The sequence below is a fragment of the Aliiruegeria sabulilitoris genome (assembly GCF_001558155.1).
Classification (GTDB): Bacteria; Pseudomonadota; Alphaproteobacteria; order Rhodobacterales; family Rhodobacteraceae; genus Tropicimonas; species Tropicimonas sabulilitoris.
Map to the genome: position 1 here is coordinate 71615 of NZ_LOAS01000001.1, position 22482 is coordinate 94096.

Here is a 22482-nt window from a genome sequence, read left to right on the forward strand (position 1 = left end):
ATGGAAACCCATGAGATCGGGCTGACGATCCGCGACGGGGTCAAGGTCTATCCCGGCACGATCGCGCTGAACCACGTCGATTTCGACCTCCACATGGGTGCGGTCAACGTGCTCGTGGGCGAGAACGGCGCGGGCAAGTCGACGATGATGAAGATCGTTGCTGGCGTCGAACCGCTGACATCCGGCGCGATGGAGCTCTTCGGCAAACCCGTCAGGTTCCACAACAAGAACCAGGCCGAGGCCGCCGGGATCGGCATCGTCTTCCAGGAGCTGAACCTGTTTCCGAACCTTACCGTGGCCGAGAACATCTTCATCGGCCGCGAAAAGACGCGCATGGGGATCGATATCGACCGCGATTACCAGCGCGCCGAGACCCGCAAGATCCTCAAACGCCTCGAACACGAGGATATCGACCCCGATACCCCGCTGGGCGATCTCCGGATCGGTCAGCAACAGATCATCGAGATCGCCAAGTCGCTGGCGCAGAGCGCCCGCATCCTGATCCTCGACGAGCCGACCTCCGCGCTCTCGGCGGCGGAGGTGGATATCCTCTTCAGGGTCATCCGGGACCTCAAGGCCGATGGTGTGGGCATCGTCTACATTTCTCACCGGCTCGAAGAGCTGGTGCGGATCGGCGACTACATCACCGTCCTGCGCGACGGGCTCGTCACCGGGGCGCGCTCGATGGAAGGGATCGATGTCGGCTGGATCGTGAAGAACATGATCGGTGGCGCCTCGAAGGACTTCCCCAAGACGGAAGTGCAGGCATTCGGTGCCGAGATCTTCCGGGCTGAAGATATCACGCTGCCCCGCATGGGCGGCGGCTATCTCGTCGACCATATCTCCATGTCCGTCCGCGCCGGTGAGATCCTCGGCGTCTACGGGCTCATGGGAGCGGGCCGTTCGGAGTTCTTCGAATGCGTCATGGCCCAGCACCCCTCCTCGGGCGGCAAGTTCTTCGTCGAGGGCAAGGAGGTGCGCGAACGATCCGTCGCCGGCCGGATCAACCGCGGCATCGCGCTGATCCCCGAGAACCGCAAACAGGACGGGTTGATCGAGATCCTTTCCATCCGGGAGAACATCACCCTCTCCTCGCTTAAGGATTTCACCCGGATCTTCCATATGAGCCTGGCGAAGGAGGCCAGGGCGGCGGCGGAGTATGTCCGCAAGCTGTCGATCAAGATCGCCTCGCTGGAAAACCCGGTCTCCAGCCTGTCGGGCGGCAACCAGCAGAAGGTCGTCGTGTCCAAGGCGCTGATGACCAACCCGAAGGTCCTGCTGATGGACGAGCCCTCGCGCGGCATCGACATCGGCGCCAAGGCCGAGATGTTCCGCACCATGCGCGCGCTGACCGCGCAGGGGCTCGGCATCATCTTCATCACCTCTGATCTGGAGGAGGTCATGGCGCTCAGCGACCGGATCATCGTCATGGCCGACGGGAGGATCAGCGGCGAATTCGACGCCGGGGCCGTCACCAGCGAGGATCTGGTCGCCGCGTCCACCCCCGGCAGGACCGAGGAAAAAGAGACACCCCTGGAGGAGGCCGCTTCATGAGCAGCGCCGTTGCAAACCCATCGAAGGACAACCAGTCTGGCGCCATGCTGCTCCTGCTTCTGAAAGCACGGACATTCATCGCGCTGATCGTCGTCTTCACCTTCTTCGCCTTCGCGGCGCCGAACTTCCTCAGCACGGCGAACATGATCATCATGTCCAAGCACGTCGCGCTGAACGCCTTCCTGGCCATCGGTATGACATTCGTCATCATTACCGGCGGCATCGACCTCTCCGTGGGTTCCATCGTCGGGCTTTGCGGCATGGTCGCGGGCTGGCTGATCCTGAACGGCGTCGATATCGGGCTGGGCTGGACGATACAGTTCAACACGCTCGAAATCATGCTGATCGTGATCTGCGTCGGCATCCTGATCGGGCTGATCAACGGGCTGTTGATCACCAAGCTCAACGTCGCGCCCTTCATCGCCACGCTGGGGATGCTCTATGTCGCGCGCGGCTCGGCGCTGCTCTCCTCCGACGGACGCACCTTCCCCAACCTCAACGGTTCCGCCGAATACGGCAATCACACGTTCTACCTGATCGGCGCGGGCGATTTCCTCGGCATTCCGATCTCGATCTGGATGCTGGTCGCGGTGGGGATCGGCGCGGCCTACGTGGCCAACCGCACGCCGCTTGGCCGCTATATCTATGCCGTGGGCGGCAACGAGAAGAGCGCCGGGCTCTCGGGCGTCAACGTCCATATGGTCAAGATCGCGGTCTACATGTTCTCCGGTTTCTGCGCGGCGCTGGTGGGTCTCATCATCTCCTCGCAGCTCGTCGCCTCCCACCCGGCCACCGGCAACATGTTCGAGCTGAACGCGATTGCCGCAGCGGTGCTTGGCGGCACCTCGATGTCCGGCGGACGCGGCAAGATCGCGGGCACCATCATCGGCGCCTTCGTCATCGGCATCCTGTCGGACGGGCTCGTCATGATGGGCGTCTCCGCCTTCTGGCAGACCGTCATCAAGGGCCTCGTCATCATCGCCGCCGTTGTCGTCGACCAAGCGCAGCAGAAGCTGCAGGCCCGCGTGGTGCTGCAACAACAGGCAGCGCTGAACGATTGAAGCTGCGCGCCGGCCGTATCTTTTCGGCCGGCGGCGAATTTGGGGCGGATTGCTTGCAAAGAATCCGCCATAATGCCAAGGAACCGCGCATCCGCCGAACGAAAGCAGACGTTTTGAACAAGCCCGCCGACAAGCACGCAGTCTCCAATGAAGCCATCACCGGGCTGCTGGCAGAACCGCGACGGCGCAAGATCCTCGAATGGCTCGAGGAGGAAGGCAGCGCCCGGGTCCGGGACCTCTCCGCCGCGTTCGAGGTCTCCGAGGCCACCATCCGGCAGGATCTCGAAAAGCTCGAACAGGAGGGCCGTGTCACGCGCGAGCATGGCGGGGCGCATCTGAGCCGGCCCGGGGCGTCGAAGGCCGGCGCCATGGTGCTCCAGCACATGGAAAACATGGACATGAAGCGCCGCATCGGCGCCTATGCGGCTTCGTTGGTGGGTGATGGCGAGACAATCATCCTGGATGCCGGCACCACGACGACCGAGGTCGCGACCCGGCTGGTGGACCGCTCCAACCTGACGATCATCACCAACGCGTTGAACATCGCCATCATTCTGGGCGCGGTTCCCGGCTTCGCGGTGCACCTGCCCGGCGGGCAGTTCAAATCCCCCACGCTCTCGGTTTCAGGCGACAAAGCGGTCGAGTATTTCCACAATATCTATGCGGGCAAGCTCTTCCTTGCCACTGCCGGCGTCGGCCCGGAATCCGGCCTGACCTATCCCAGCTTTGCCGATCTCGAGTTGAAGAAGGCGATGATCAAGGCGGCGAGCCATGTCTATCTCGTGGCGGATTCCACGAAGATCAACAAATCCTCCTTCACCCGGCTCGGGGCGCTGGAGTTGATCAACACATTCGTCACCGATGACGGCATCTCGGACAGCGACGCCAAGGAGTTCGAGCTACGCGGCATCGAAGTCCTGATCGCCCGGTAAGCCGACGCGGGAGAGCCACGCAGCCGGGAGGGACTGGCCCGCAGCAAGCCTCCCGGCCAGGCACTGCATTATCCGCTGTCACCAAACGTCCAGCACTTCCAAAGCGGATGACTGGCCCGTGAAATCGCCGTCGCTAATGCCTCTTGGCCGACAGCTTTGGCGCATGTCTCATTGAAGGATCGGCGTTCCATCGATCCACCCCTCCGATATGCGGATCAGGATATCCCGTACTGGCTCTTCCGCGATACCGTCATGGAGAGTCCGGGCAAACAGCCCGAAAGGCTGGCCTTCAGCTATGTGTGGGCTGCCTGTCGATGCCATCCGGGTGGACGTGTTGGTAGTATTCGCGGAGTTCCAGCGCCGAGGCGGCGTCGGAGTCGAGAATGATCGTTGCCTTCGGATGAAGCTGCAGCGCCGAGGCGGGGCAAAGTGCGCCCAAGGGCCCTTCGATCATCCGGCTCACCGCCTCCGCCTTGTTGCTGCCGGTGGCGAGCAGCAGACATTCCCGTGCGTCCAGAATCGTGCCGATACCCATGGTAATCGCGTATTCCGGCGTCGCTTCATCTGCGCCGAAATATTGCTGGTTGGCCTTGCGGGTGCTCTGCGTGAGGGTCTTCAGCCGGGTGCGCGATGCGAGGCTCGAGGTAGGCTCGTTGAAGCCGATATGGCCGTTTTGCCCGATGCCGAGAAGCTGGAGATCAATGCCGTCCGCCTCCCGAATCCTTTGCTCGTAGGCGTCCGATTCCGCGACGGGATCGGCCGCGTCCGCAACCGGCAGGAAGGTCCGTTCCAGCGGAATGCCGGCGGGGCCGAAGAGGCGTGCATTCATGTAGCTTCGGTACGAGGCCGGATGCGCCGGTGCGAGCCCCCAGTATTCATCGAGGTTGAAGGTCACAAGGTCCCGCACGGGAACCGCTTCCCGCGCGATGGCGCGGATCAACCTGTCATAGACCGCTTCCATCGTGCCGCCGGTCGCCAGCCCGTTGACCGATGCGGGGTGAGCGAGGATGCGGGCGGTCAGGATATCGGCAACGGCCTGCTGGGCCAGTTCAGCCGAATTGTGAATGAGAACTTTCATGTGTCGCTTCCGCTCCGATCCGGTTGCACCAGCGCCCCGAGCAGGACGCCATCCTGCCCGAGTTCAGCGCCAACGAGTTGCGGCTGGAACAGGGGCGGCTCGGTATCCAGATGGCGCCGGATTCGGTCCACAAAGCCCTCCGCAAGTCCAATTCCACCGCCGAGCACCACCCTGTCAATGCCGAGGATCGCGGCCAGGTCGGCGCACATCCCGGCAACCGCCGCCGCCGAGCTGTCGATGATCTGCCCGGCCCATTCGCCGCCCGCGCGCCATGCGTCGAAGACGTCGCGGGCATCCTCCACAGGATACCCTATCCGCCTCGCCTCGGCAGCAATTGCGCGGCCGGCGGCGACGCTTTCGACCGTTCCCATGCGCCCGCTTCCGCATCTCCGGGTGGCCAGTCGCGATGTCGAGAAGCCGATGTGCCCGGCCATGCCGTTCGGCGAGAGAACCGGCACCCCGCCGATCACGAGACCGCCGCCGACGCCCGTTGAGACCGTCACATAGGCCATCGCGGCGCTGCCCCGTCCGGACCCGAAATGGAATTCCGCGAGCGTGGCCGCCTGTGCGTCGTTGAGCACCGTCACGGATCGACCGAACAAGTCCGAGGCCAACTGCCGCAAGTCGACATCGTCGAGGTTGCTCAGCGTCTCCGTATTGACCGCGCGCCAGATCCCGTCTGCATCGACCCGCCCGGCCACCGCCAGCCCCACCCGGTCGGATGGGTCCAGGCCGACCTTGCGGGCGAGTGCGTGCATGTCCCTTACCTGCTCGACCGCGGAGGCGGACCCTCGCGTGGGCACCTGCGCGCGGGCGACGACCTCGCCCTGAGCGATCCGCGCCGCTGCCAGCTTCGTGCCGCCCAGGTCCAATGCCACGCCGGAGAGAGTGTCGCGCGTGGGCATCCGGGTTACCTCGCGCCGGCTTTCACGGCGGCGCTGAACCAGGCCGCGATATGTTCGACGCGGGTGATGGCGCTGCCCACCGTGACGCAATCGGCCCCCGCCGCGATCGCCTGCCGCGCGAGGTCCGGCGCGTTGTAACGTCCTTCAGCCATGACGAAGCCGCCAAGGCGGGAGAAGGCCGTGACGAGCGCAAGATCAGGCGCGGTAGACTTCGTTTGGGTCTCGGCAGTGTAGCCCGACAGGGTGGTGCCAATGATCCCGGCGCCATCGGCCAGGGCGGCCCTCGCATCGGCTTCTGTCGAGCAGTCGGCCATGGCGATGCGCCCGCCATCGACAATGGCACGGGCAATGGCTTTCCGCGCATCCGGCATCGGCCGCGCGGTGCCGTCATAGGCGATGATGTCCGCCCCCGCTTCAACCAGCGCCTCGGCATCCGCCAAGTAGGGCGTTATCCGGACCGGTGTGTCGGGCAGGTCGCGCTTGACGATGCCGATGATCGGAACAGCGACCGCGGCGCGTACCGCCCGGACGTTCTCGACGCCTTCGATACGCAGGCCGCTTGCGCCGCCATCAACCGCAGCACGAGCCATGGCGACGATGATATTGGTGCTGTCCATCGGGCCGCCAGTGACGGGCTGGCAAGAGGCGACAAAGCCACCTTTGAGGAGAGAGAGTGCTTGCATGGTCTATTGCATCAGGTTGGGCAGGCCGGTCGCCAGGATCGGGAAGGCACATACCAGCGCCAGGACGATCAGCGGCGGAATGAGCCAGGGCAGGATGGCCCTGGCGAGCTTGTGATATTCGATCTCCCCCACCTGGGCGACGACGAAGAGCGCCATCCCCATCGGCGGTGTCAGGGTCGAGATCATCAGGTTCAGCACCACGATGATGCCGAAATGTACCGGGTCGATGCCGAAGCCGAGCGCCAGCGGAATGAGGATCGGCACGACGATCAGAAGGATCGCCAGCGTCTCGATGAAGGCACCGAGCACGAAGATCATCACGTTGACCGCGATCAGGAAGGTGATCGGGCTGTCCACGAAGGCAAGGAAGAAGCTGGCGATCTGTTGCGGCGCCTGCTCGCGGGCGAGAACGAAGCCGAGCACGGAGACACCGGCGATGATCGTGCCGATGGTGGCCGAGGTCACGGCGGTTTCGTAGACCGCGTCGAAGAAGCGGCGCAGGGTCAGTTCGCGATAGAACACCAGGTCGATGACGATCGCATAGAGCACGGTCACGGCCGCGGCTTCGGTGGGCGAGAAGAACCCGCTGAAGATCCCGCCGACGATGACCATCGGGGTCAGGAGCGCCGGGAAGGATTTCAGGAAGAGTCGCCAGACCTCTCCAGCGCTGTGGACCGGGTCCTTCGGATAGTTCCGCCGCTTGGCGAGGACATGGACCATGACCATCAGCGCCCCCGCGCAGAGGAAGCCCGGCACCACGCCACCGAGGAACAGCTTGCCGATGGAGGTGTTGGAGATGACGCCGTAGAGCACCATGGTGATCGAGGGCGGCACCAGCGGGCCGATCATCGACGAGGCCGCTGTGACGGAGCCGGAAAACTCGTCGTCATAGCCCGCATCGCGCATCGCCTTGATTTCCATCTTCCCCAGGCCGCCCGCATCGGCCACGGCCGAGCCGGACATGCCGGAGAAGAACAGCGAGGCGAGCACGTTCACATGGCCCAGCCCGCCGGTGAAGCGCCCGACCAGGGCGCGGGCGAAACCGAACAGGTGGTTGGTGATGCCCGCGGAGTTGAGGATCGCGGCGGCCAGCAGGAAGAGCGGTACGGCGAGCATCGGGAAGGAGTTGAGCCCGTCGACCATCCGCTGCACGGCAAAGGACATGCCCATGCCCGTATGATAGAAATATCCGACCGAGACGAGGATCATCGCGATCCCGATGGGCACACCGCCGAAGACCATGAAGAGCCAGACGGAACAGACGATGATCAGGGTCATTGCTCGCCCTCCGGATCGAAGACAAAGGGGCTTCGGTGGATCAGTTGCCAGCGGATGCGGCTGGCGACGCGCCAGATGACGAAGAGCGCGGCAACCGGGTAGGAGGCGTAAAGTACGGCGTCGGAGAACAGCAGCGTGACGGATTCGTTGTTCCAGGTGCGCAGGACGGTCTGGTAGCCGACCCAGAGCAGGTGGCATGTGACGGCCAGATAGACGAGATCGATCAGGGTGAAGAGGACGAAACGGAAACGCCCAAGCAGGACTTCGGCGAGGATTCCCATCCGAAGCTGGACATTGCGCCGCTCGGCCTCACCCGTTGCGATGAAGGCCATCCATACCCAGATCCACCGCGCCAGTTCCTCCGTCCAGACAGCTGCTGGCAGGAAGCCAGAACGGCCGAAAACCTGCAGCAAAACCACGAAAATCAAACCGAGGAACAGCACCGTCGCGGCGTATCCCTCGATACTGTACCTGCCATGTCCTGACATCAACCTGCTCCGAGCCCAGCATAAATGCTGTGGCGCGCCGGGAGGAGCGCGCCACGCATGTTCTTATTTCTTGAACAGCGCAGTGATGCTGCCCTCGCCGAACTCGGCTTCGAGCTCATCGTAATATGGCTGCATCGCGTCGCGGAACGGGCCGGTATCGGGGCGAGTGATCGTCAGGCCCTTGGCCTCGAAGTCAGCGATCAGGCTCTCTTCCTTGTCCATCACGATCTTGGTAGCGACTTCGCCGCCTTTCAGGATGGCTTCCTGCAGCCAGCCCTTTTCCTCGTCAGAGAGCTTGTCCCAGGTCTTGGTGCCGACCTGGATCGCCGACGATGCCACGAAATGGCCGGTCAGCGCGATGTGATCCTGCACTTCGTAGAACTTCATCGCCTCGATGGTCGGCAGCGGGTTTTCCTCGGCATCGACCTGGTTGGTCTGAAGCGCGAGATAGACCTCGGCAAAGGCGACCGGCGCGGGCGAGGCGCCGGTGTTCTCGGCAAAGGCAATCAGGAAGGGCACGTTCGGTGTCCGCAGGCGCAGGCCCTTCATGTCTTCCAGCGAGTTGATCGGCTTGTTGGAGGTCGTGTGCCGGGTACCGAGATACCAGACATCCAGCACCTTCACGCCCTGCTCGGTAAAGGCTGCATCCATCTTCTGGCCGAACTCGCCGGCGATCAGCTCCTTGAGATGATCGAAATCGGACACGACATAGGGCGCGCCGATCAGCTTCAGTTCGGGAATGATGTAGCTCATGTCCGGGTAACCGGTCATCACGAGATCAAGCTCGCCGGCCTGTGTCTGGGCCACCATCGCCTTGAAGTCACCGAGCGTGGATGACGGGAACATCTTGAGAGACATCTCGCCGCCCGAGATTTCCTTGAGCGCCTCGTCCATGGCAAGCATGCCCTGGTACATCGGGGAGGCTTCGTTTTCCTGGGTCCCGAAGGTCAGGACCGTTTCGGCTTGCGCCGCCACAGCCAACAACAGACCCGCGACAACTCCCCCCACAAACTTGTTCAGCATGTCTTTTCTCCTCGCTACTGCTGATTCATCGTTCCGTGCATTCGAGACGCGCCAATCCGGGCGGCGCGGCGCGACTAACCTTCTTTTGCCCCCGCCAATCTGGATCGGTAGGACCGCATGAGATGTTGGTCCGTCAGTTCGGCAGCGGCCATCGCATCGCCCGCCACGATGGCGTCGTAGATCGCGCGATGCTCCCTAAAGGAAATCTCGTCCGATCCGCCATCTGCGCGGCGGGGGCGGTGCGCCAGCATTGAGCTGACGAACATGTCGTGAAGCTTGAGAATGATCGGGTTGCCCACGACCGTCACGATTGCCCTGTGAAAGGCGATGTCGGTTTCCGCAAACCCGTCCGTGTCGATGGCATCCCGGTTCAACTCCAGGGCCGACTTGATCTGGTGCAGCTGGATGCTGCTCGCCCTGCCGGCAGCAATCCGGGCCGCAGCGGCTTCGATGAACTGGCGCATCTGCTCGAGATGCGCCCCGCTTTCCGCGTCGCCAAGCAGGTTCGAAATGTGCGCGGCAGCGGAGGCAAGGATGCCGTCGAGCGTCGGCAGGGCCGCACGCGGGCGCCGGCCGGTCTCGAGGCTGACATAGCCCCGCCCCTGAAGAAGAAGCAGCGCCTCCCGAACCGTCGGCCGAGAGGTGCTGAACTCTTCGCACAGTGTTCTCTCTGTCGGCATCGGATCGCCGGGCGCCAGTTCGCCGGATTGAATCCGCTCCTGCAAGGTCGCCGCGATATCGAGGGCGGCCCCCTTTGCCTTGCTGGTTCCCTTGCTTGTCGAGCCGAGAATCACCGCGCACCTCCAACGCTACCTTCGCAGTTTTGGTAAAGCCAAAGTATCATTTATGTCAAACATAACTTTACCAAAGCAAACTGATGGGGTACCAAAAACTGCAAGAATCAAGATCCCGCCTCACTTCGCGATTGCCGCGAATCGAACAGTTTCGAAGGAAAAACAGATGACTGCCTGTCTTGATGGTATGTATGCAGCGCTTCTCACCGGTTTTGCCGATAACGAGGACCTGGACGAGCCGCGGCAAAGAAACATCGTCAACCATGTGCTCCGGCAAGGGCTGAAGGGGCTCTATGTCGGCGGAAGCACCGCGGAGTCCGGGCTGATGACGACGGACGAGTTGCACGAACAGCAGGGCATCGTGAAGGACGCCGCCAAAGCAAGCGATGTCACCCTGATTGCCCATGTCGGCCAACCCTCGTTGCGGGATTCGATCCGCCTTGCCCGCAATGCGGAAAACCTTGGATACGATGCGCTGTCCGCGCTGCCGCCGCATTCCTACCGGTTCACGCCCGACGAGATCTTTCACTATTACAAGGCTCTCGCCTCCGCGACGTCCCTGCCGCTGATCGTCTACGAGGTGCCCGGGCGCGTCGGGCGCGAGTCCTCCGTGGCCGAGCTTTCCGCGATACTGGATCTGCCGGGCGTCGCCGGGATCAAGTTCTCTTCCATGAACCTGTTCGTGCTCTCGCAATTGCGCAGCCGGCATTCTGACAGCACGATTTTCTTCGGTTCCGACGAAACTTACATGACCGGCGCACTGTCCGGAGCGAATGGTGGCATCGGCTCGACATACAACGTTTTCGGCAAACTCTATGTCGCCCTGGACAAGGCGATGGAAGCTGGCGACATGGATCGCGCGCGGGACCTCCAGAAGATCTCGCGGGACTATGTCGGGCACCTTTTCGAGGTCGGCGTCATGCCGGGGATCAAACTGTCACTTCAGCATCTTGGCGTCGATTGCGGCCCCTGCCGCGCCCCCTTCCGGATACTGTCGGACGCAGGCCGCGCGCCGCTCACGGCATTCCTGGAGCAGGCGGATATCGCCCCCTGGGTCTCAGGCAAACAGGACACTCTAACAGCCTGATCGGACACCTGCGCCAGCGTGAAAGCCGGACAGGCCGCCAGGAGTTCTCCTGTGTCTGCGCGACACCGGGTGTTCGATAGAGGGCACGCGCCCTGCACTTCATGGTTGCAGCAATGTGGTGAAGTCGCCGAAGTGAGCCTCCGGTGGTATCTGACCCCCTCTCTTGCGACGGCCGCCCATCAGGCTGCGCCCTTTTGAACGCGTGACACGCCCGTGAAAACCTGATTGATCACATGGCGCGCAAGCAACCTATCCGCTCGCCGCTCCAAAGGCGGGCGACGGGCCTGCCTGCTCGCTAAGCCCAAATCGATCCGATACCCCGAATCCGGCGTCATGCAGACGGAAATGTCAGAAACAAGCAGTCCAAACGCGATCGACGTGCAGAATGCTGTGAAGCGGTTCGGCGATTTCACGGCTCTCAAGCAGATCTGCCTGGGGATTGCCGACAACGAGTTCTTCACGCTCCTGGGACCATCGGGCTGCGGGAAGACGACGCTGCTTCGCATCATCGCCGGTTTCGACGAAGTCACCGAAGGGTCGGTCCGGCTCTACGGCGAGGATCTGGGCGCGCTGCCGCCCAATCGCCGCCCCGTGAACACGGTGTTCCAGAGCTATGCGCTATTTCCGCATATGAGCGTGTTGCACAATGTCAGCTTCGGTCTGGAAATGCTCGGGAAATCGTCGGCGGAAGCACGGGAGCGTGCGGGGCGGATGCTGGAACTGGTGCAGCTTTCGCAATTCGCGGATCGCCGCCCCGGTCAGCTTTCCGGCGGCCAGCAGCAGCGAGTCGCCCTTGCGCGCGCGCTTGCACCGCAACCGAAGCTGCTGTTGCTTGACGAACCCCTGTCCGCGCTCGACCTGAAGCTGCGCAAGGCGATGCGTATCGAGCTCAAGCACTTGCAGCGGGAAACCGGCATCACCTTCGTCTTCGTTACCCACGACCAGGAGGAAGCGCTCACCATGTCCGACCGCATCGCCGTGATGTCGGAAGGCAAGCTGCAACAGGTGGGCGCGTCGCGCGAGATCTACGAGCGTCCGTGCAATCGCTTCGTCGCCAATTTCATCGGCGACACCAATCTGCTGGAGGTAACGGTGGACCGCATCGAGGGCACGCGCGCGGCCTGTCACCTCGGCGGCGGCCATGCGTTGATCTGCGAGGCGGTGGATGGGGCGCGCGACGGCGCAAGGGTACACCTGTCGGTGCGCCCGGAGCGGCTCTTTGCCACCGCCGAACCGACCGGGCCGGAGGCGCTGGCGGCACGGGTGGTGGAGAATGTCTTTACCGGCACGGACATCACCAGCATCGTCGAACTGGAGCAGGGCCCGCGCCTGACCCTGCGCAGCTCGAATTCGGAACGCGGCAACCGGCGGATCTTCGAACAAGGTGCCACCTGTTTCGTCAATATGGAGGCGGGGGCCGGTCGGCTCCTGGTCGATTGATGGCGGGTGGCGCAGTGGGCGGCAGCACCGCGAGCAGCACATACAAGGAGGCCCGCGGTTGGCTGCTCCTGCCGGCCTGGTCGGTTCTGCTCTTCTTCTCCCTGGCGCCCGTCATCATGATGCTGATCTATTCCTTCCTCACGAAGGAACATCGCGGTGGCGTGATCTGGGAGTTCTCGCTTGCCGCCTATGACCAGTTCTTCCTCGATCGCGGGCTGTTCGGAGACGAGCCCCCGCGCATCCAGTGGACCTATATCGCCATTTTCTGGCGCTCTATCTGGCAGGCAGGCGCGGCGACGCTCATGAGCCTGGTTGTCGGCTTTCCCACCGCATATTTCATCGCCACGCGCCCCGCGAAGGCGCGTCCGCTCTGGGTGTTCCTGATCACCATCCCCTACTGGGTGAACCTGCTGATCCGCACCGTCTCGATGAAATTCCTGCTGCGGGAACAGGGGCCGTTGAACGATTTCCTGCAGTGGACAGGCGCAATCGACAGCCCGCTGCAGATCGTGAACACCAATCTCGCCGTGCAGCTTGGCCTGTTCTATTCCTACCTCCCCTTCATGGTACTGCCGATCTACGCGGCCGTGGAACGCTACGATTTCGCGCTCTCGGAAGCGGCGGCGGATCTCTACGCGTCGAAATGGACGACGCTGCGGCGTATTCTCCTGCCGGCGGTAAAGCCGGGCGTTATCGCCGGCTGCATCCTCGTCTTCGTGCCCTCGCTCGGCTCCTTCCTTGCGCCAGACCTGCTCGGCGGGGCTCGGAATTTCATGATCGGCTCGCTGATCGAAGAGCAGTTCAAGGGCAATGCCGGCAACTGGCCCTTCGGCGCCGCCGCCTCGATGATCCTGCTCACACTCGTGCTGCTGCTGCTGCTTGTCTTCGCACGCCAGCAGGCGCGTGCGGAAAGGCGGTCGTAACCGATGGCAAGGCGCACCAATCTTCGGACCATTCCGGGTTTTCGCGCACTGACTCTCCTCTGCCTGTTCGTGCTCTATGCCCCGCTGATCGTCGTCACCGTCTACAGCTTCAACGCCTCCGCCTCGATCACCAACTGGGAAGGGCTGAGCTTGCGCTGGTACTGGGATGTCTTCACCGGCCCCGATAGCGGCAAGTTCAAAACCGCCGCGGCGAACAGCTTTCTTATCGCCATCTCGGCGGCCACGATCTCCACCACCATCGCCACGCTGGCCGCAACCGGCATGATCCGAACCGGGCGCTTCCGGGCGCGCACGCTCTCCTTCGGCCTGATCTCGTTGCCGCTCATGGTGCCCGAGATTGTCACCGCCGTGGCGACGCTGATCTTCTTCAACGCCATTGCGCTCGAACGTGGCCTCCTGTCCATCCTGATCGCGCATGTCGTCTTCTGCATCCCCTTCGCCTATCTGCCGATCTCTGCGCGGATGCAGGGGATCGGACCCGCCTACGAGGAGGCCGCGCTCGATCTCTACGCCACGAAACGGCAGGTCTTCACGCGCATCCTGCTGCCGCTGATGGCACCCGGCATCGTGTCTGGCTACCTGCTCGCCTTCATCGTCAGCCTCGACGACTTCATCATCACCAATTTCGTCAAGGGCGCGGGCGTGGAGACCCTGCCCACGGCGATCTTCGGCGCCGTCAAGCGCGGCATCCAACCCAACATAATGGCGATTTCGACCCTGCTTCTGGGCCTGTCCATCCTTCTGGTCACACTGTCCTGGCTGGTGAGCAGATCCGACACCACAAAATGATCCAACAGAGGAGACCTGTCATGAAAAACACGTTTGCAAGGCTGGCCGCGACCACGGCCCTTGCCCTGGTTGCGACGGCTGCCGCAGCCGAAGAGAAAGTGGTTGTGTTCCACTTCTTCGAGTACATGCCGCAGGAGCTGATCGACAAGTTCACCGCCGAGACCGGTGTCGAGATCGTCATGGATACATACGATTCCAACGAGGCAATGCTGGCAACGCTCAAGGCCGGCGGCATGGGCACATATGATGTCTCGGTGCCGGCCGATTACATGGTCAAGATCATGGCCAGCGAGGGCATGCTCGACGAGATCAAGGAAGGCGAGCTGGCCAACAAGGGCAATATCGAGCAGAAATGGCTCGACGTTGCCTTCGATGCGGGCCGCAAATACTCCATCCCCTATCAGTGGGGATCGACCAGCTTCGCGGTGAACCGCGATGTCTATCAGGGCGATATCGCCACCACGGACATTCTCTTCGACAGCCCCGCCGAGCTTGCCGGCAAGGTCAACATGCTCGACACGCAGGGTGAGGTGATGGCCATGGCCGCCATCCATATGGGCATCGAGCAATGCAGCACCGATCGTGACCAGCTCAAGGCGCTCAACGACATGCTGCAGGCCGCCAAGTCGAACTGGGTCTCGTTCAACTCCGACACCGCCAAGGAAGTTCTGGTCTCCGGCGATGCCGCCGCCGGGATGATCTGGAACGGGTTCAACGCCAAGGCGCGCGCCGAGGGCGCCAATACCGAATACGCATATCCGAAGCAGGGATATATCGTCTGGATGGACAACATGGTGTTGCTCCAGGACGCGCCGAACCGCGCAAACGCGCTCAAGCTCATGGACTTCCTGCTGGAGCCGGAGAATGTCGCGATCCTGACCAACTGGACGCAGTATTCCGCGGGCGTCGAGGGCGTCACCCCGCTTCTCGACGAGGAACTGCGCACCCTGCCCGAGGCCAACCCGCCCGCCGACGCCGGGCCCGGCGTCTTCATCGAGGCCTGCGACGCAGAAACCCAGGCCATCTATGACCGCATCTGGACCGCCCTGAAGCAGTAGGCGCCACTGCGAAAGCAAAGCCGCCGCCTGCGACGCGGGCGGCGGCTCTTTTCCAACTTACCTCGCCTGGACCTTGAGCGTTCCTTCCGGACCCTGTTTCAGCAGAACCTTCGGAATCTCTTCAAGCGGGAGTTCGTGAGAAACAAGGCGCGTCACGCTCGGCCCGGTTGCATTCAGGGCGGCGATCGCATCCGCGATATTGTGGTTGAGCGAATGCGCTCCCGCAATCGTCAGCTGCCTGCGAAACACCTCGAAAGGCGAGATCTCGATACGGGCATCCGGCGGGCAGACACCGAAATAGAGCACCTTGCCGCCATTGGCGGTGTAGCCGGGCAGAGTTGCGGCCACCGCTGGCACGCCGGTCGCGTCAACGCAAAGATCCACGGAATGTTCAAGGGCGGCAATCTCGGCAGAGCCCGGGGCATAGGGCGTAAACCCGAAGGATTCGGCCAGTTCCAACCGGTGGGGGGCGAGGTCGACAAGTCCGATTTCTTCCACGCCGCGAGTCTTCAGCGCCATTGCCATCAGCAGGCCGATCGGACCGGCGCCGACGACAAGCGCGTTCTCGACACCTTCGGTGCCGATCGCCTCGACGCCGTTGAGAACGCAGCCCATGGGTTCGGCCAGGGCTGCCATGTTGAACGGCATGTCACCGATGGCGACGAGATTCTCCGCTTTGACAGCGCTGTATTCTGCAAAACCACCATTGGTGGAGACGCCATAGGCACCCAGCGTTTCGCAGAGATTGGCCAACCCCTTGCGGCAGGCGCGGCAATGGCCACAGCTCAGGTTCGGGTCCACCACCACGCGGTCACCGACTGCGAATTCGCTCACACCCTCGCCGAGTTCTTCGACCACACCCGCATATTCATGCCCGGGCACGAGCGGGAAGTCGGGCGTGCCATAGCGGCCGTGGAGCACGTCGATATCGGTGTGGCAGACGCCGCTCGCCGCGACGCGGATCAACACTTCGCCGGGGGCAGGGCGCGGGGTTTCGATCTCGGAGAAGATGACCGAGCCCAACGCGTCGTAGACAACTGCTTTCATTTTTCGGGTCCAGTTTCGAGGGGAGAGAGTGGGGTGCCGCCGGAATGTGCCGGCGGCAACTGCTCTATAGGCCCAGATAGGCCTTCAGCGTGGCTTCGCAGCCCTTGTTCCACAGGCTTTCGAGCGCTGCGGCGAAGGCATCGCGGAAATCCGGCTTGTCGACGAGATCGCCGTAGATGTCGCGCATTTCGAGCCAGGCATCCGGCCGGTCGCGCGCTTCGCGGGCCAGCCCGGTGAGGCGATCCCAGGACGGGTCGTTGGCGGGGATTTCCTGGTGCTGTTCGCCCTCGCCGAAGCAGTAGCGGCACCAGAGTGCGCTTTCGAGTGCGAGGCCCGGAACTGAACGGCCCTGCGCGAGATTCTCGGCCACGGAAGGCACGATGAATTTCGGCTGGCGGTTGGAGCCATCGAAGCAGAGCCGGGCGATCGTGTCGCGAATGGCCGGGTTGGCGAAACGCTCCTGAAGCGCGGCGTGGTATTCCGGTTGGGTCGCGCCAGGAACCGCCTCGACCACGTTATAGATCTCCTCCCGCTCGACCTTGTCGAAGAAGGCGGAGACGAGCGGATGGGCCATCGCCTCATGGGCGTAGGTCAGCCCCAGCAGAGCCGACGGATAGGCGATGATCGCGTGGCCGCCATTGAGCATGCGAATCTTCATATGCTCATAGGGCGTCACATCCTCGACGATCTGCACGCCGACCTCCTCGAAGGCGGGACGGCCGGCGGTGAATTTGTCCTCCAGGACCCATTGCAGGAAGGGTTCGCAGAAGACCGGGCGGGCATCTTCAAGCCCGTATTCCTCGGCCAAACCGGCGGCACGCTCGGACGTTGTCGCGGGGGTGATCCGGTCCACCATCGCGTTGGGAAAGGCGACATTGGCGTCGATCCAGTCGGCAAGCGCGCTATCCTGCCCGCGGGCGACGCCAACCACGGCGGAGCGGGTGACATTGCCGTTGTGGGGGAGGTTGTCGCAGGACATCACCGTGAACGGCACCTGACCCGCATCGCGGCGCGCCTTGAGCCCGGCCACGATGGCGCCAAACACTGTCTTCGGCTTGTCGGGGCTGGCGATATCGGCGCGGATATCTGGCGCTTCAGGGTTGAAACCGCCGGTCTCGGCGGAGACGTAATAGCCGCCCTCGGTCACGGTGAGCGAGACGATCCGGACATCCGGGTTCTGCATCGCCTCGATGATGGGCCCGTGCCCTTCTTCGACCGGCAGAAAGCCGCACATCACGCCCGAAACCTCGACTTCCTCGGTCCCGGCCCCCTGTTTGGTCACCGAGTAGAGCCAGTCCTGCGCTTCCAGGTCGGCGCGCATGGCGGCATCGGTTGGCATGACACCCGCGCCAAGAATGCCCCAGTCGAGCGAGCCGCCGGCATTGAGAAGCTGGTTGGCATAGAAGGCCTGGTGGGCGCGATGGAAATTGCCTAGGCCCACATGCAGGATGCCGGGCTTGAGTTGCGAGCGGTCGTAGCTCGGGACCACGATGCGCGGGTCGAGCTTCGTGAGGGTATCAGCGTTCAGTTTCATCAGCTCATCCACTGGCCGCCATCGACGTTATACGTCTGGGAAACGATGTAATCGGACTCGGAGGAGGCGAGGAAGATCGCCATGCCGGCCATGTCCTCGGGCGTGGCGAAGCGGCCCGCCGGCACCCCGGCCTCGACCTCGGCGCGTTTCTGTCCAGGCTCCTTGCCTTCGAGCTTGGCGAATTTCGCATCCACCCCGACCCAGTGCTCGCCCGCAACCACGCCTGGCGCGATGGCGTTGACGTTGATGCCGTGCTTGATCAGGTTCAGACCGGCAGATTGCGTCAGTGAGATCACCGCCGCCTTGGTCGAGCAATAGATCGCCACGAGGCTCTCGCCGCGACGGCCCGCCTGGGAGGCCATGTTGATGATCTTGCCGCCATGGCCCTGCTTGATCATTTGCCGTGCGGCGGCCTGCATGGTGAAGAGCGTGCCGGCCACGTTGATCGCATAGAGCGTCTCGTAGCTCTGGCGGGTGATATCGACGATCTCGTCGGCGTCGAAGACGGCGGCGTTGTTGACGAGGATGTCGAGCTTGCCGGTCTTGTCGACCACCGCCTTGATGGCGGCATCGATGCTCTCCTGCTTGGTCACGTCGAGATTGACCGCATAGGCGCCCTCGCCAAGCTCCTTCGCGGTGGCTTCCGCGGCTTCCATGTTGATATCACCGATGGCCACCGTCGCGCCCTCGCGAATATAGGCCTCGGCAAAGCCCTTTCCGATGCCGCGCGCGGAGCCGGTTATCATCGCGGATTTTCCTTCAAGACGTTTCATGTTCTTCTCCATCTTGTCTTTCCTCGCCCAGGGCGAGATGTGCTTCCGGCGTCAGAGCGCCGTGAATCGATATTCGCAGATGTTGCGATAGGTCTCGCCCGGCCTCAGGACAGGCGATGGGAAATGGGGTCTGTTCACCGAATCCGCGAAACCCGCCGCCTCCAGGCAGAGCCCGAGGCTGGGTCCGTGCATCTGCCCGTCCAGACCACGCGCTTCGGGCAGCCCGGCGCCAGTGTAAAACAGCAAGCCCGGCTGATCCGTTATCACCGCCATTTCCAGGTCGCGATGCGGCGAAACCAACCGCGCCACAGGCCGCAGCCCGCGCGGCCCTTGCAGCACGAAATTGATCTCGTAATCCTCGCCGATCTGCCGCAGGGCGTTGAAATCGTATTTCGTACCGGCGCTGGAGAGCACCTCCCCGGTCGGGATCTGGTTCGGCGCCGCAGGAGTGTGCAGATCGGAGGCGACCTCCAACCAGTGCTGCGCCGCCATGGCCCCGTCCGCGAGGGTGAAATAGCTGTGATTGGTCATGTTCAGAAGCGTCGGCGCGTCCGTGTGACCTTCGATTTCCATTCGCAGGGCGTTGTCTTCCGTCAGCTCGTAGCGGCAGGTGACCGAGACCTTTCCCGGATACCCCTCCTCGCCATCGGGCGAAACCAGTGCCAGCACGACGAAATCGCCGCCCGCTTCCAGTACCGACCAGTTCCTCCGCGTGAACCCCTTGTCGCCACCATGCAGGTGCACATCCCCTGCCCCGTTCACGGGCAACTGGTATTCCTTGCCGTCGAGGGTGAAATGCCCGTGCGCGATCCGGTTGCAGACCCGCCCGACCACCGTCCCCAGATAGGAGGCATTGGCCGCGTAGTCGGCGAGATCGGCATAACCGAGCACCACGCGGCGCAGAGAACCGTCCTTGAGCGGGACCTCGAGGTCGCGCAGGACAGCGCCCCAGGAGAGGATGGATGCCCGCGCGCCGGCCTGGTTGGTGAGAAGAACTTCCTGAACCTCTTCACCGCCGATGCGGTGGGATCGGATTGTCTGGGAGGAACTCGCGCTTGTGATCGTCATCGTATCTTTCCTTGCAGGAGAGCCACGGCCGATTTCGGTCGTCGTCCACCCCGGCGGCGGCAGTGCGCCGCCGGGAGCGTTCTCGGGGAGAGGAATATACCTCAGTTCAAGGCGTTACCCGATTGCGCGCCCCTGGGCGTCGAAACGGTGGAGATGTTCCAGCTGCGGTGACACGAAGATTTCCTCGCCACGCCGGAGATCAACCTCCCCGCTGACCCGAACCGTGAGCGGGGCCTCGGAATCCGCGACCGGCACGTGGAAGAACGTGTCCGAGCCGAGATGCTCGGAGACGCCGACAATCCCTTTCCAGTCCCCGCTCTCCCGGGAGACCTCGAGATGCTCCGGCCGAATACCGATCGTGTCAGCCCCATGGGCGGCGGCCGTCTTGCCGGTGAGGAAATTCATCTTGGGCGAACCGATGAAGCCGGCGACGAACTTGTTCTGCGGTTTGCGGTAAAGCTCCAGCGGGCTGCCCACCTGCTCGATATTTCCCGCACGCAGCACCACGATCTTGTCGGCCATGGTCATGGCTTCGACCTGATCGTGAGTGACATACACCATCGTCGTTGCGAGCTGCTTGTGCAGCTCGGAAATCTCCAGCCGCATGTTCACCCTGAGCGCTGCGTCGAGATTCGAGAGCGGCTCGTCGAAGAGAAAGGCGGAGGGTTCCCGCACGATGGCCCGGCCGATGGCAACCCGCTGGCGCTGGCCGCCCGAAAGCTGGCCGGGGCGACGGTCGAGATAGTCCGTGAGGTTGAGAACGCGGGCCGCTTCCTCGACCTTCCGGTCCTGCTCCGCCTTGTCGAGCTTTGCCATGCGCAGCGGGAAGGCGATATTCTTGCGCACGCTCATATGCGGGTAGAGCGCGTAGCTCTGGAAGACCATCGCCAAGCCGCGCTTGGCAGGCGGCACGTCGGTCGCGTCCTGCCCGTCGATCGCGATATGGCCGGAGGTGATGTCCTCAAGTCCGGCGATGAGCCGCAGCAACGTGGACTTTCCGCAACCCGAGGGGCCGACGAAGACGACGAACTCGCCTTCGTTGATTTCGAGATCCAGCGGCGGAATGACGTTCACATCCCCGAAGGACTTGGTGACCTGGCTGAGAGAGATATGTCCCATTATTCTGTCCTCACTTCACCGCGCCGAAGGTCAGGCCGCGGACGAGTTGTTTCTGGCTGAACCAGCCCATGATCAGGATCGGCGCGATGGCCATGATCGAGGCGGCGCTGAGCTTGGCGTAAAACAGGCCTTCCGGGCTGGAATAGCTGGCGATGAACTGGGTCAGCGGCGCTGCGTTGGAACTCGTCAGCTGAAGCGACCAGAAGGCTTCGTTCCAGGCCAGGATGATGTTGAGAAGCACGGTCGAGGCCATGCCGGGGATCGCCATCGGGGTCAGCACGTAGATGACCTCTTCTCGCAAAGTGGCCCCGTCCATCCGTGCCGCTTCAAGGATCTCGCCGGGGATCTCCTTGAAATAGGTGTAGAGCATCCAGATGATGATCGGCAGGTTGATCATCATCAGCACGAAGGTGAGACCGACGCGGGTGTCGAGCAGGCCGAAATCGCGGAAGATCAGGTAGATCGGGATCAGCACGCCGACGGGCGGCAGCATCTTGGTCGAGAGCATCCACATCAGCACGTCCTTGGTCCGCTTGGCGGGCACGAAGGCCATTGCCCAGGCGGCCGGGATCGCGATCAGCAAGCCGAGGAGGGTCGAGCCGACCGAGATGGTCACCGAGTTCATGAAGTGCTTGAAGTAGTCGGAGCGCGCCTGAACCGCGCCATAGCTCTCGGTGGTCCAGTCCGAGGAGAAGAGGACTTCGAGAGGCGCCCGGATCGCGTCCTCCTCGGTCTTGAAGGACAGGATCAGGATCCACAGGATCGGGAAGAACATCAGGAAACCCAGTGTTCCGGCCGTTGCTGTGTTGAACATCTTGGATTTCGTCGAAATTGCGCGTGCCATTTTGTTCCCTCCCCTTACGCGTCGAGGTTCTTGCCAATCATCCGCATCAGGAAGAATGCGACGATATTGGCGAGGATGATTGCGACGACACCACCTGCGCTGCCGATGCCCACATCATATTGCAGCAGCGACGAGACATAGATCAGATAGGTGAGGTTGGTTGTTGCGACGCCGGGGCCACCATTCGTGGTGACGAGGATTTCGGCGAAGATCGAGAGCAGGAAGATCGTCTGGATCAGGATCACGACCGTGATGGCGCGTGCCATGTGCGGCAACATGATGAACCAGAAGCGGTTCGGCCAGCTCGCCCCATCCATTTCCGCCGCTTCCAACTGCTCTTGGTCGAGCGACTGGAGCGCCGTCAGCAGGATCAGCGTGGCGAATGGCAGCCACATCCAGGAAACGATGAGGATGATCGAGGCCATCGGGATCTGTCCGAAGAAATCGACCGGCTGCATCCCGAGCGCACCCGCGATCCGCCCGAAGATGCCGTTCACCGGGTTCATGAACATGTTCTTCCAGACAAGGCCGGACACCGTCGGCATGACGAAGAAAGGCGCGATGACCATGATGCGGATAATGCCCTGTCCGAACATCGGTCGATCCAGCAGGAGCGCGAAGCAGATGCCACCGATGGTCGTGATCGTCAGCACACCCGTCACCAGCACCAGCGTGTTTACCATCGCCGCGCTGAAACTGGGATCGGTGAAGAACCAGTAATAGTTTTCCCACCCTGCAAAAGGGGTACTTCCCGGTTGCAACAAGTTGTAGCGCAGGAACGAAAAATAAATTGTCATGCTCAAGGGAATGATCATCCAGCCCAGCAGCAGGATCACTGCCGGGGAGATCATCAATCGAGCAGAGGATCTGGAAGCCTTGGTCGCCATACGGTTCGCCCTCCCTGCGAATTTTCGTAAGCACTCGGGGAAAGACCGCTGTCAGGCCCTTGCCGGAGTGCTTTTTGCCAGGCGGAGGCAAAACGG

22 protein-coding genes are annotated in these 22482 nt (G+C 62.7%); 8 read left to right on the top strand and 14 right to left on the bottom strand.

Annotated features, from left to right (window positions below; translation table 11 throughout):
- The 3 genes from AX756_RS00295 (at position 1) to AX756_RS00305 (ending at position 3547) form a co-directional block, all read left to right on the top strand.
- Positions 1-1554 carry a sugar ABC transporter ATP-binding protein gene (locus AX756_RS00295; RefSeq protein ID WP_068307269.1) on the top strand — a complete coding sequence of 518 codons (1554 nt, stop codon included), beginning with the start codon at positions 1-3 and terminating at the stop codon, positions 1552-1554.
- Positions 1551-2615, top strand: coding sequence for an ABC transporter permease (locus AX756_RS00300; RefSeq protein WP_068307270.1), 1065 nt, complete (start codon positions 1551-1553; stop codon positions 2613-2615). Before AX756_RS00295 ends, AX756_RS00300 begins: the two co-directional genes overlap by 4 nt.
- A gap of 113 nt (positions 2616-2728) precedes the next feature.
- Positions 2729-3547 (top strand): DeoR/GlpR family DNA-binding transcription regulator, encoded by an 819-nt coding sequence (locus tag AX756_RS00305; protein ID WP_197431037.1) that lies wholly within the window; start codon positions 2729-2731, stop codon positions 3545-3547.
- A gap of 289 nt (positions 3548-3836) precedes the next feature.
- Here the strand turns inward: AX756_RS00305 and nagB are convergent, their stop codons facing one another.
- The 7 genes from nagB to AX756_RS00340 all read right to left on the bottom strand — a co-directional run bounded on the left by nagB (position 3837) and on the right by AX756_RS00340 (position 9796).
- On the bottom strand, positions 3837-4625 hold the full coding sequence (gene nagB, locus AX756_RS00310) for a glucosamine-6-phosphate deaminase (protein ID WP_068307271.1): 789 nt from the start codon (positions 4623-4625) through the stop codon (positions 3837-3839).
- On the bottom strand, positions 4622-5530 hold the full coding sequence (locus tag AX756_RS00315) for an ROK family protein (protein WP_068307272.1): 909 nt from the start codon (positions 5528-5530) through the stop codon (positions 4622-4624). Before AX756_RS00315 ends, nagB begins: the two co-directional genes overlap by 4 nt.
- Positions 5531-5535: 5 nt before the next feature.
- On the bottom strand, positions 5536-6213 hold the full coding sequence (locus AX756_RS25450; protein ID WP_068307277.1) for an N-acetylmannosamine-6-phosphate 2-epimerase: 678 nt from the start codon (positions 6211-6213) through the stop codon (positions 5536-5538).
- A 3-nt stretch (positions 6214-6216) separates the two neighbouring features.
- Positions 6217-7491: a TRAP transporter large permease gene (locus tag AX756_RS00325; protein ID WP_068307279.1), complete on the bottom strand. Its 1275-nt coding sequence runs from the start codon at positions 7489-7491 to the stop codon at positions 6217-6219.
- A complete protein-coding gene (locus AX756_RS00330) occupies positions 7488-7979 on the bottom strand; it encodes a TRAP transporter small permease (protein ID WP_068307282.1) in 492 nt (163 codons plus the stop codon). The genes AX756_RS00325 and AX756_RS00330 overlap by 4 nt, the downstream gene beginning before the upstream one ends.
- 63 nt (positions 7980-8042) lie before the next feature.
- The gene (locus tag AX756_RS00335; protein ID WP_068307284.1) at positions 8043-9002 is read right to left on the bottom strand and encodes a sialic acid TRAP transporter substrate-binding protein SiaP; all 960 of its coding nucleotides are present in this window, start codon (positions 9000-9002) and stop codon (positions 8043-8045) included.
- A gap of 74 nt (positions 9003-9076) precedes the next feature.
- Entirely contained in the window at positions 9077-9796 is a 720-nt protein-coding gene (locus AX756_RS00340) for an FCD domain-containing protein (RefSeq protein ID WP_231700942.1), read from the bottom strand.
- 166 nt (positions 9797-9962) lie between these two features.
- On the opposite strand from AX756_RS00340, the gene AX756_RS00345 reads away from it, so the two are divergent.
- From AX756_RS00345 to AX756_RS00365, 5 genes are all read left to right on the top strand, one after another.
- Positions 9963-10883 (top strand): dihydrodipicolinate synthase family protein, encoded by a 921-nt coding sequence (locus AX756_RS00345; protein ID WP_068307287.1) that lies wholly within the window; start codon positions 9963-9965, stop codon positions 10881-10883.
- A gap of 345 nt (positions 10884-11228) precedes the next feature.
- Positions 11229-12323 (top strand): ABC transporter ATP-binding protein, encoded by a 1095-nt coding sequence (locus AX756_RS00350; protein WP_068307288.1) that lies wholly within the window; start codon positions 11229-11231, stop codon positions 12321-12323.
- Complete coding sequence (locus AX756_RS00355; RefSeq protein WP_068307292.1) at positions 12323-13246, top strand: ABC transporter permease; 924 nt, start codon at positions 12323-12325, stop codon at positions 13244-13246. The genes AX756_RS00350 and AX756_RS00355 overlap by 1 nt, the downstream gene beginning before the upstream one ends.
- Positions 13247-13249: 3 nt before the next feature.
- Complete coding sequence (locus tag AX756_RS00360) at positions 13250-14056, top strand: ABC transporter permease (protein ID WP_068307294.1); 807 nt, start codon at positions 13250-13252, stop codon at positions 14054-14056.
- 20 nt (positions 14057-14076) lie between these two features.
- A complete protein-coding gene (locus AX756_RS00365; protein WP_068307295.1) occupies positions 14077-15114 on the top strand; it encodes an extracellular solute-binding protein in 1038 nt (345 codons plus the stop codon).
- Positions 15115-15171: 57 nt separating this feature from the next.
- On the opposite strand, the gene AX756_RS00370 is transcribed toward AX756_RS00365, so the two are convergent.
- The 7 genes from AX756_RS00370 to AX756_RS00400 form a co-directional block, all read right to left on the bottom strand.
- On the bottom strand, positions 15172-16161 hold the full coding sequence (locus AX756_RS00370) for a zinc-dependent alcohol dehydrogenase family protein (protein WP_068307298.1): 990 nt from the start codon (positions 16159-16161) through the stop codon (positions 15172-15174).
- A 64-nt stretch (positions 16162-16225) separates the two neighbouring features.
- Positions 16226-17695 carry a mannitol dehydrogenase family protein gene (locus AX756_RS00375; protein WP_068307300.1) on the bottom strand — a complete coding sequence of 490 codons (1470 nt, stop codon included), beginning with the start codon at positions 17693-17695 and terminating at the stop codon, positions 16226-16228.
- The gene (locus AX756_RS00380) at positions 17695-18468 is read right to left on the bottom strand and encodes an L-iditol 2-dehydrogenase (protein ID WP_068308086.1); all 774 of its coding nucleotides are present in this window, start codon (positions 18466-18468) and stop codon (positions 17695-17697) included. The genes AX756_RS00375 and AX756_RS00380 overlap by 1 nt, the downstream gene beginning before the upstream one ends.
- Positions 18469-18519: 51 nt before the next feature.
- Positions 18520-19536, bottom strand: coding sequence for an aldose epimerase family protein (locus AX756_RS00385; protein WP_068307301.1), 1017 nt, complete (start codon positions 19534-19536; stop codon positions 18520-18522).
- 114 nt (positions 19537-19650) lie between these two features.
- Entirely contained in the window at positions 19651-20655 is a 1005-nt protein-coding gene (locus AX756_RS00390; protein ID WP_068307303.1) for an ABC transporter ATP-binding protein, read from the bottom strand.
- 10 nt (positions 20656-20665) lie between these two features.
- Positions 20666-21499, bottom strand: a complete 834-nt coding sequence (locus tag AX756_RS00395) for a carbohydrate ABC transporter permease (RefSeq protein ID WP_068307304.1) — start codon at positions 21497-21499, stop codon at positions 20666-20668.
- A 14-nt stretch (positions 21500-21513) separates the two neighbouring features.
- Complete coding sequence (locus tag AX756_RS00400; protein WP_068307306.1) at positions 21514-22386, bottom strand: carbohydrate ABC transporter permease; 873 nt, start codon at positions 22384-22386, stop codon at positions 21514-21516.
- Between the last annotated feature and the right edge of the window lie 96 nt (positions 22387-22482).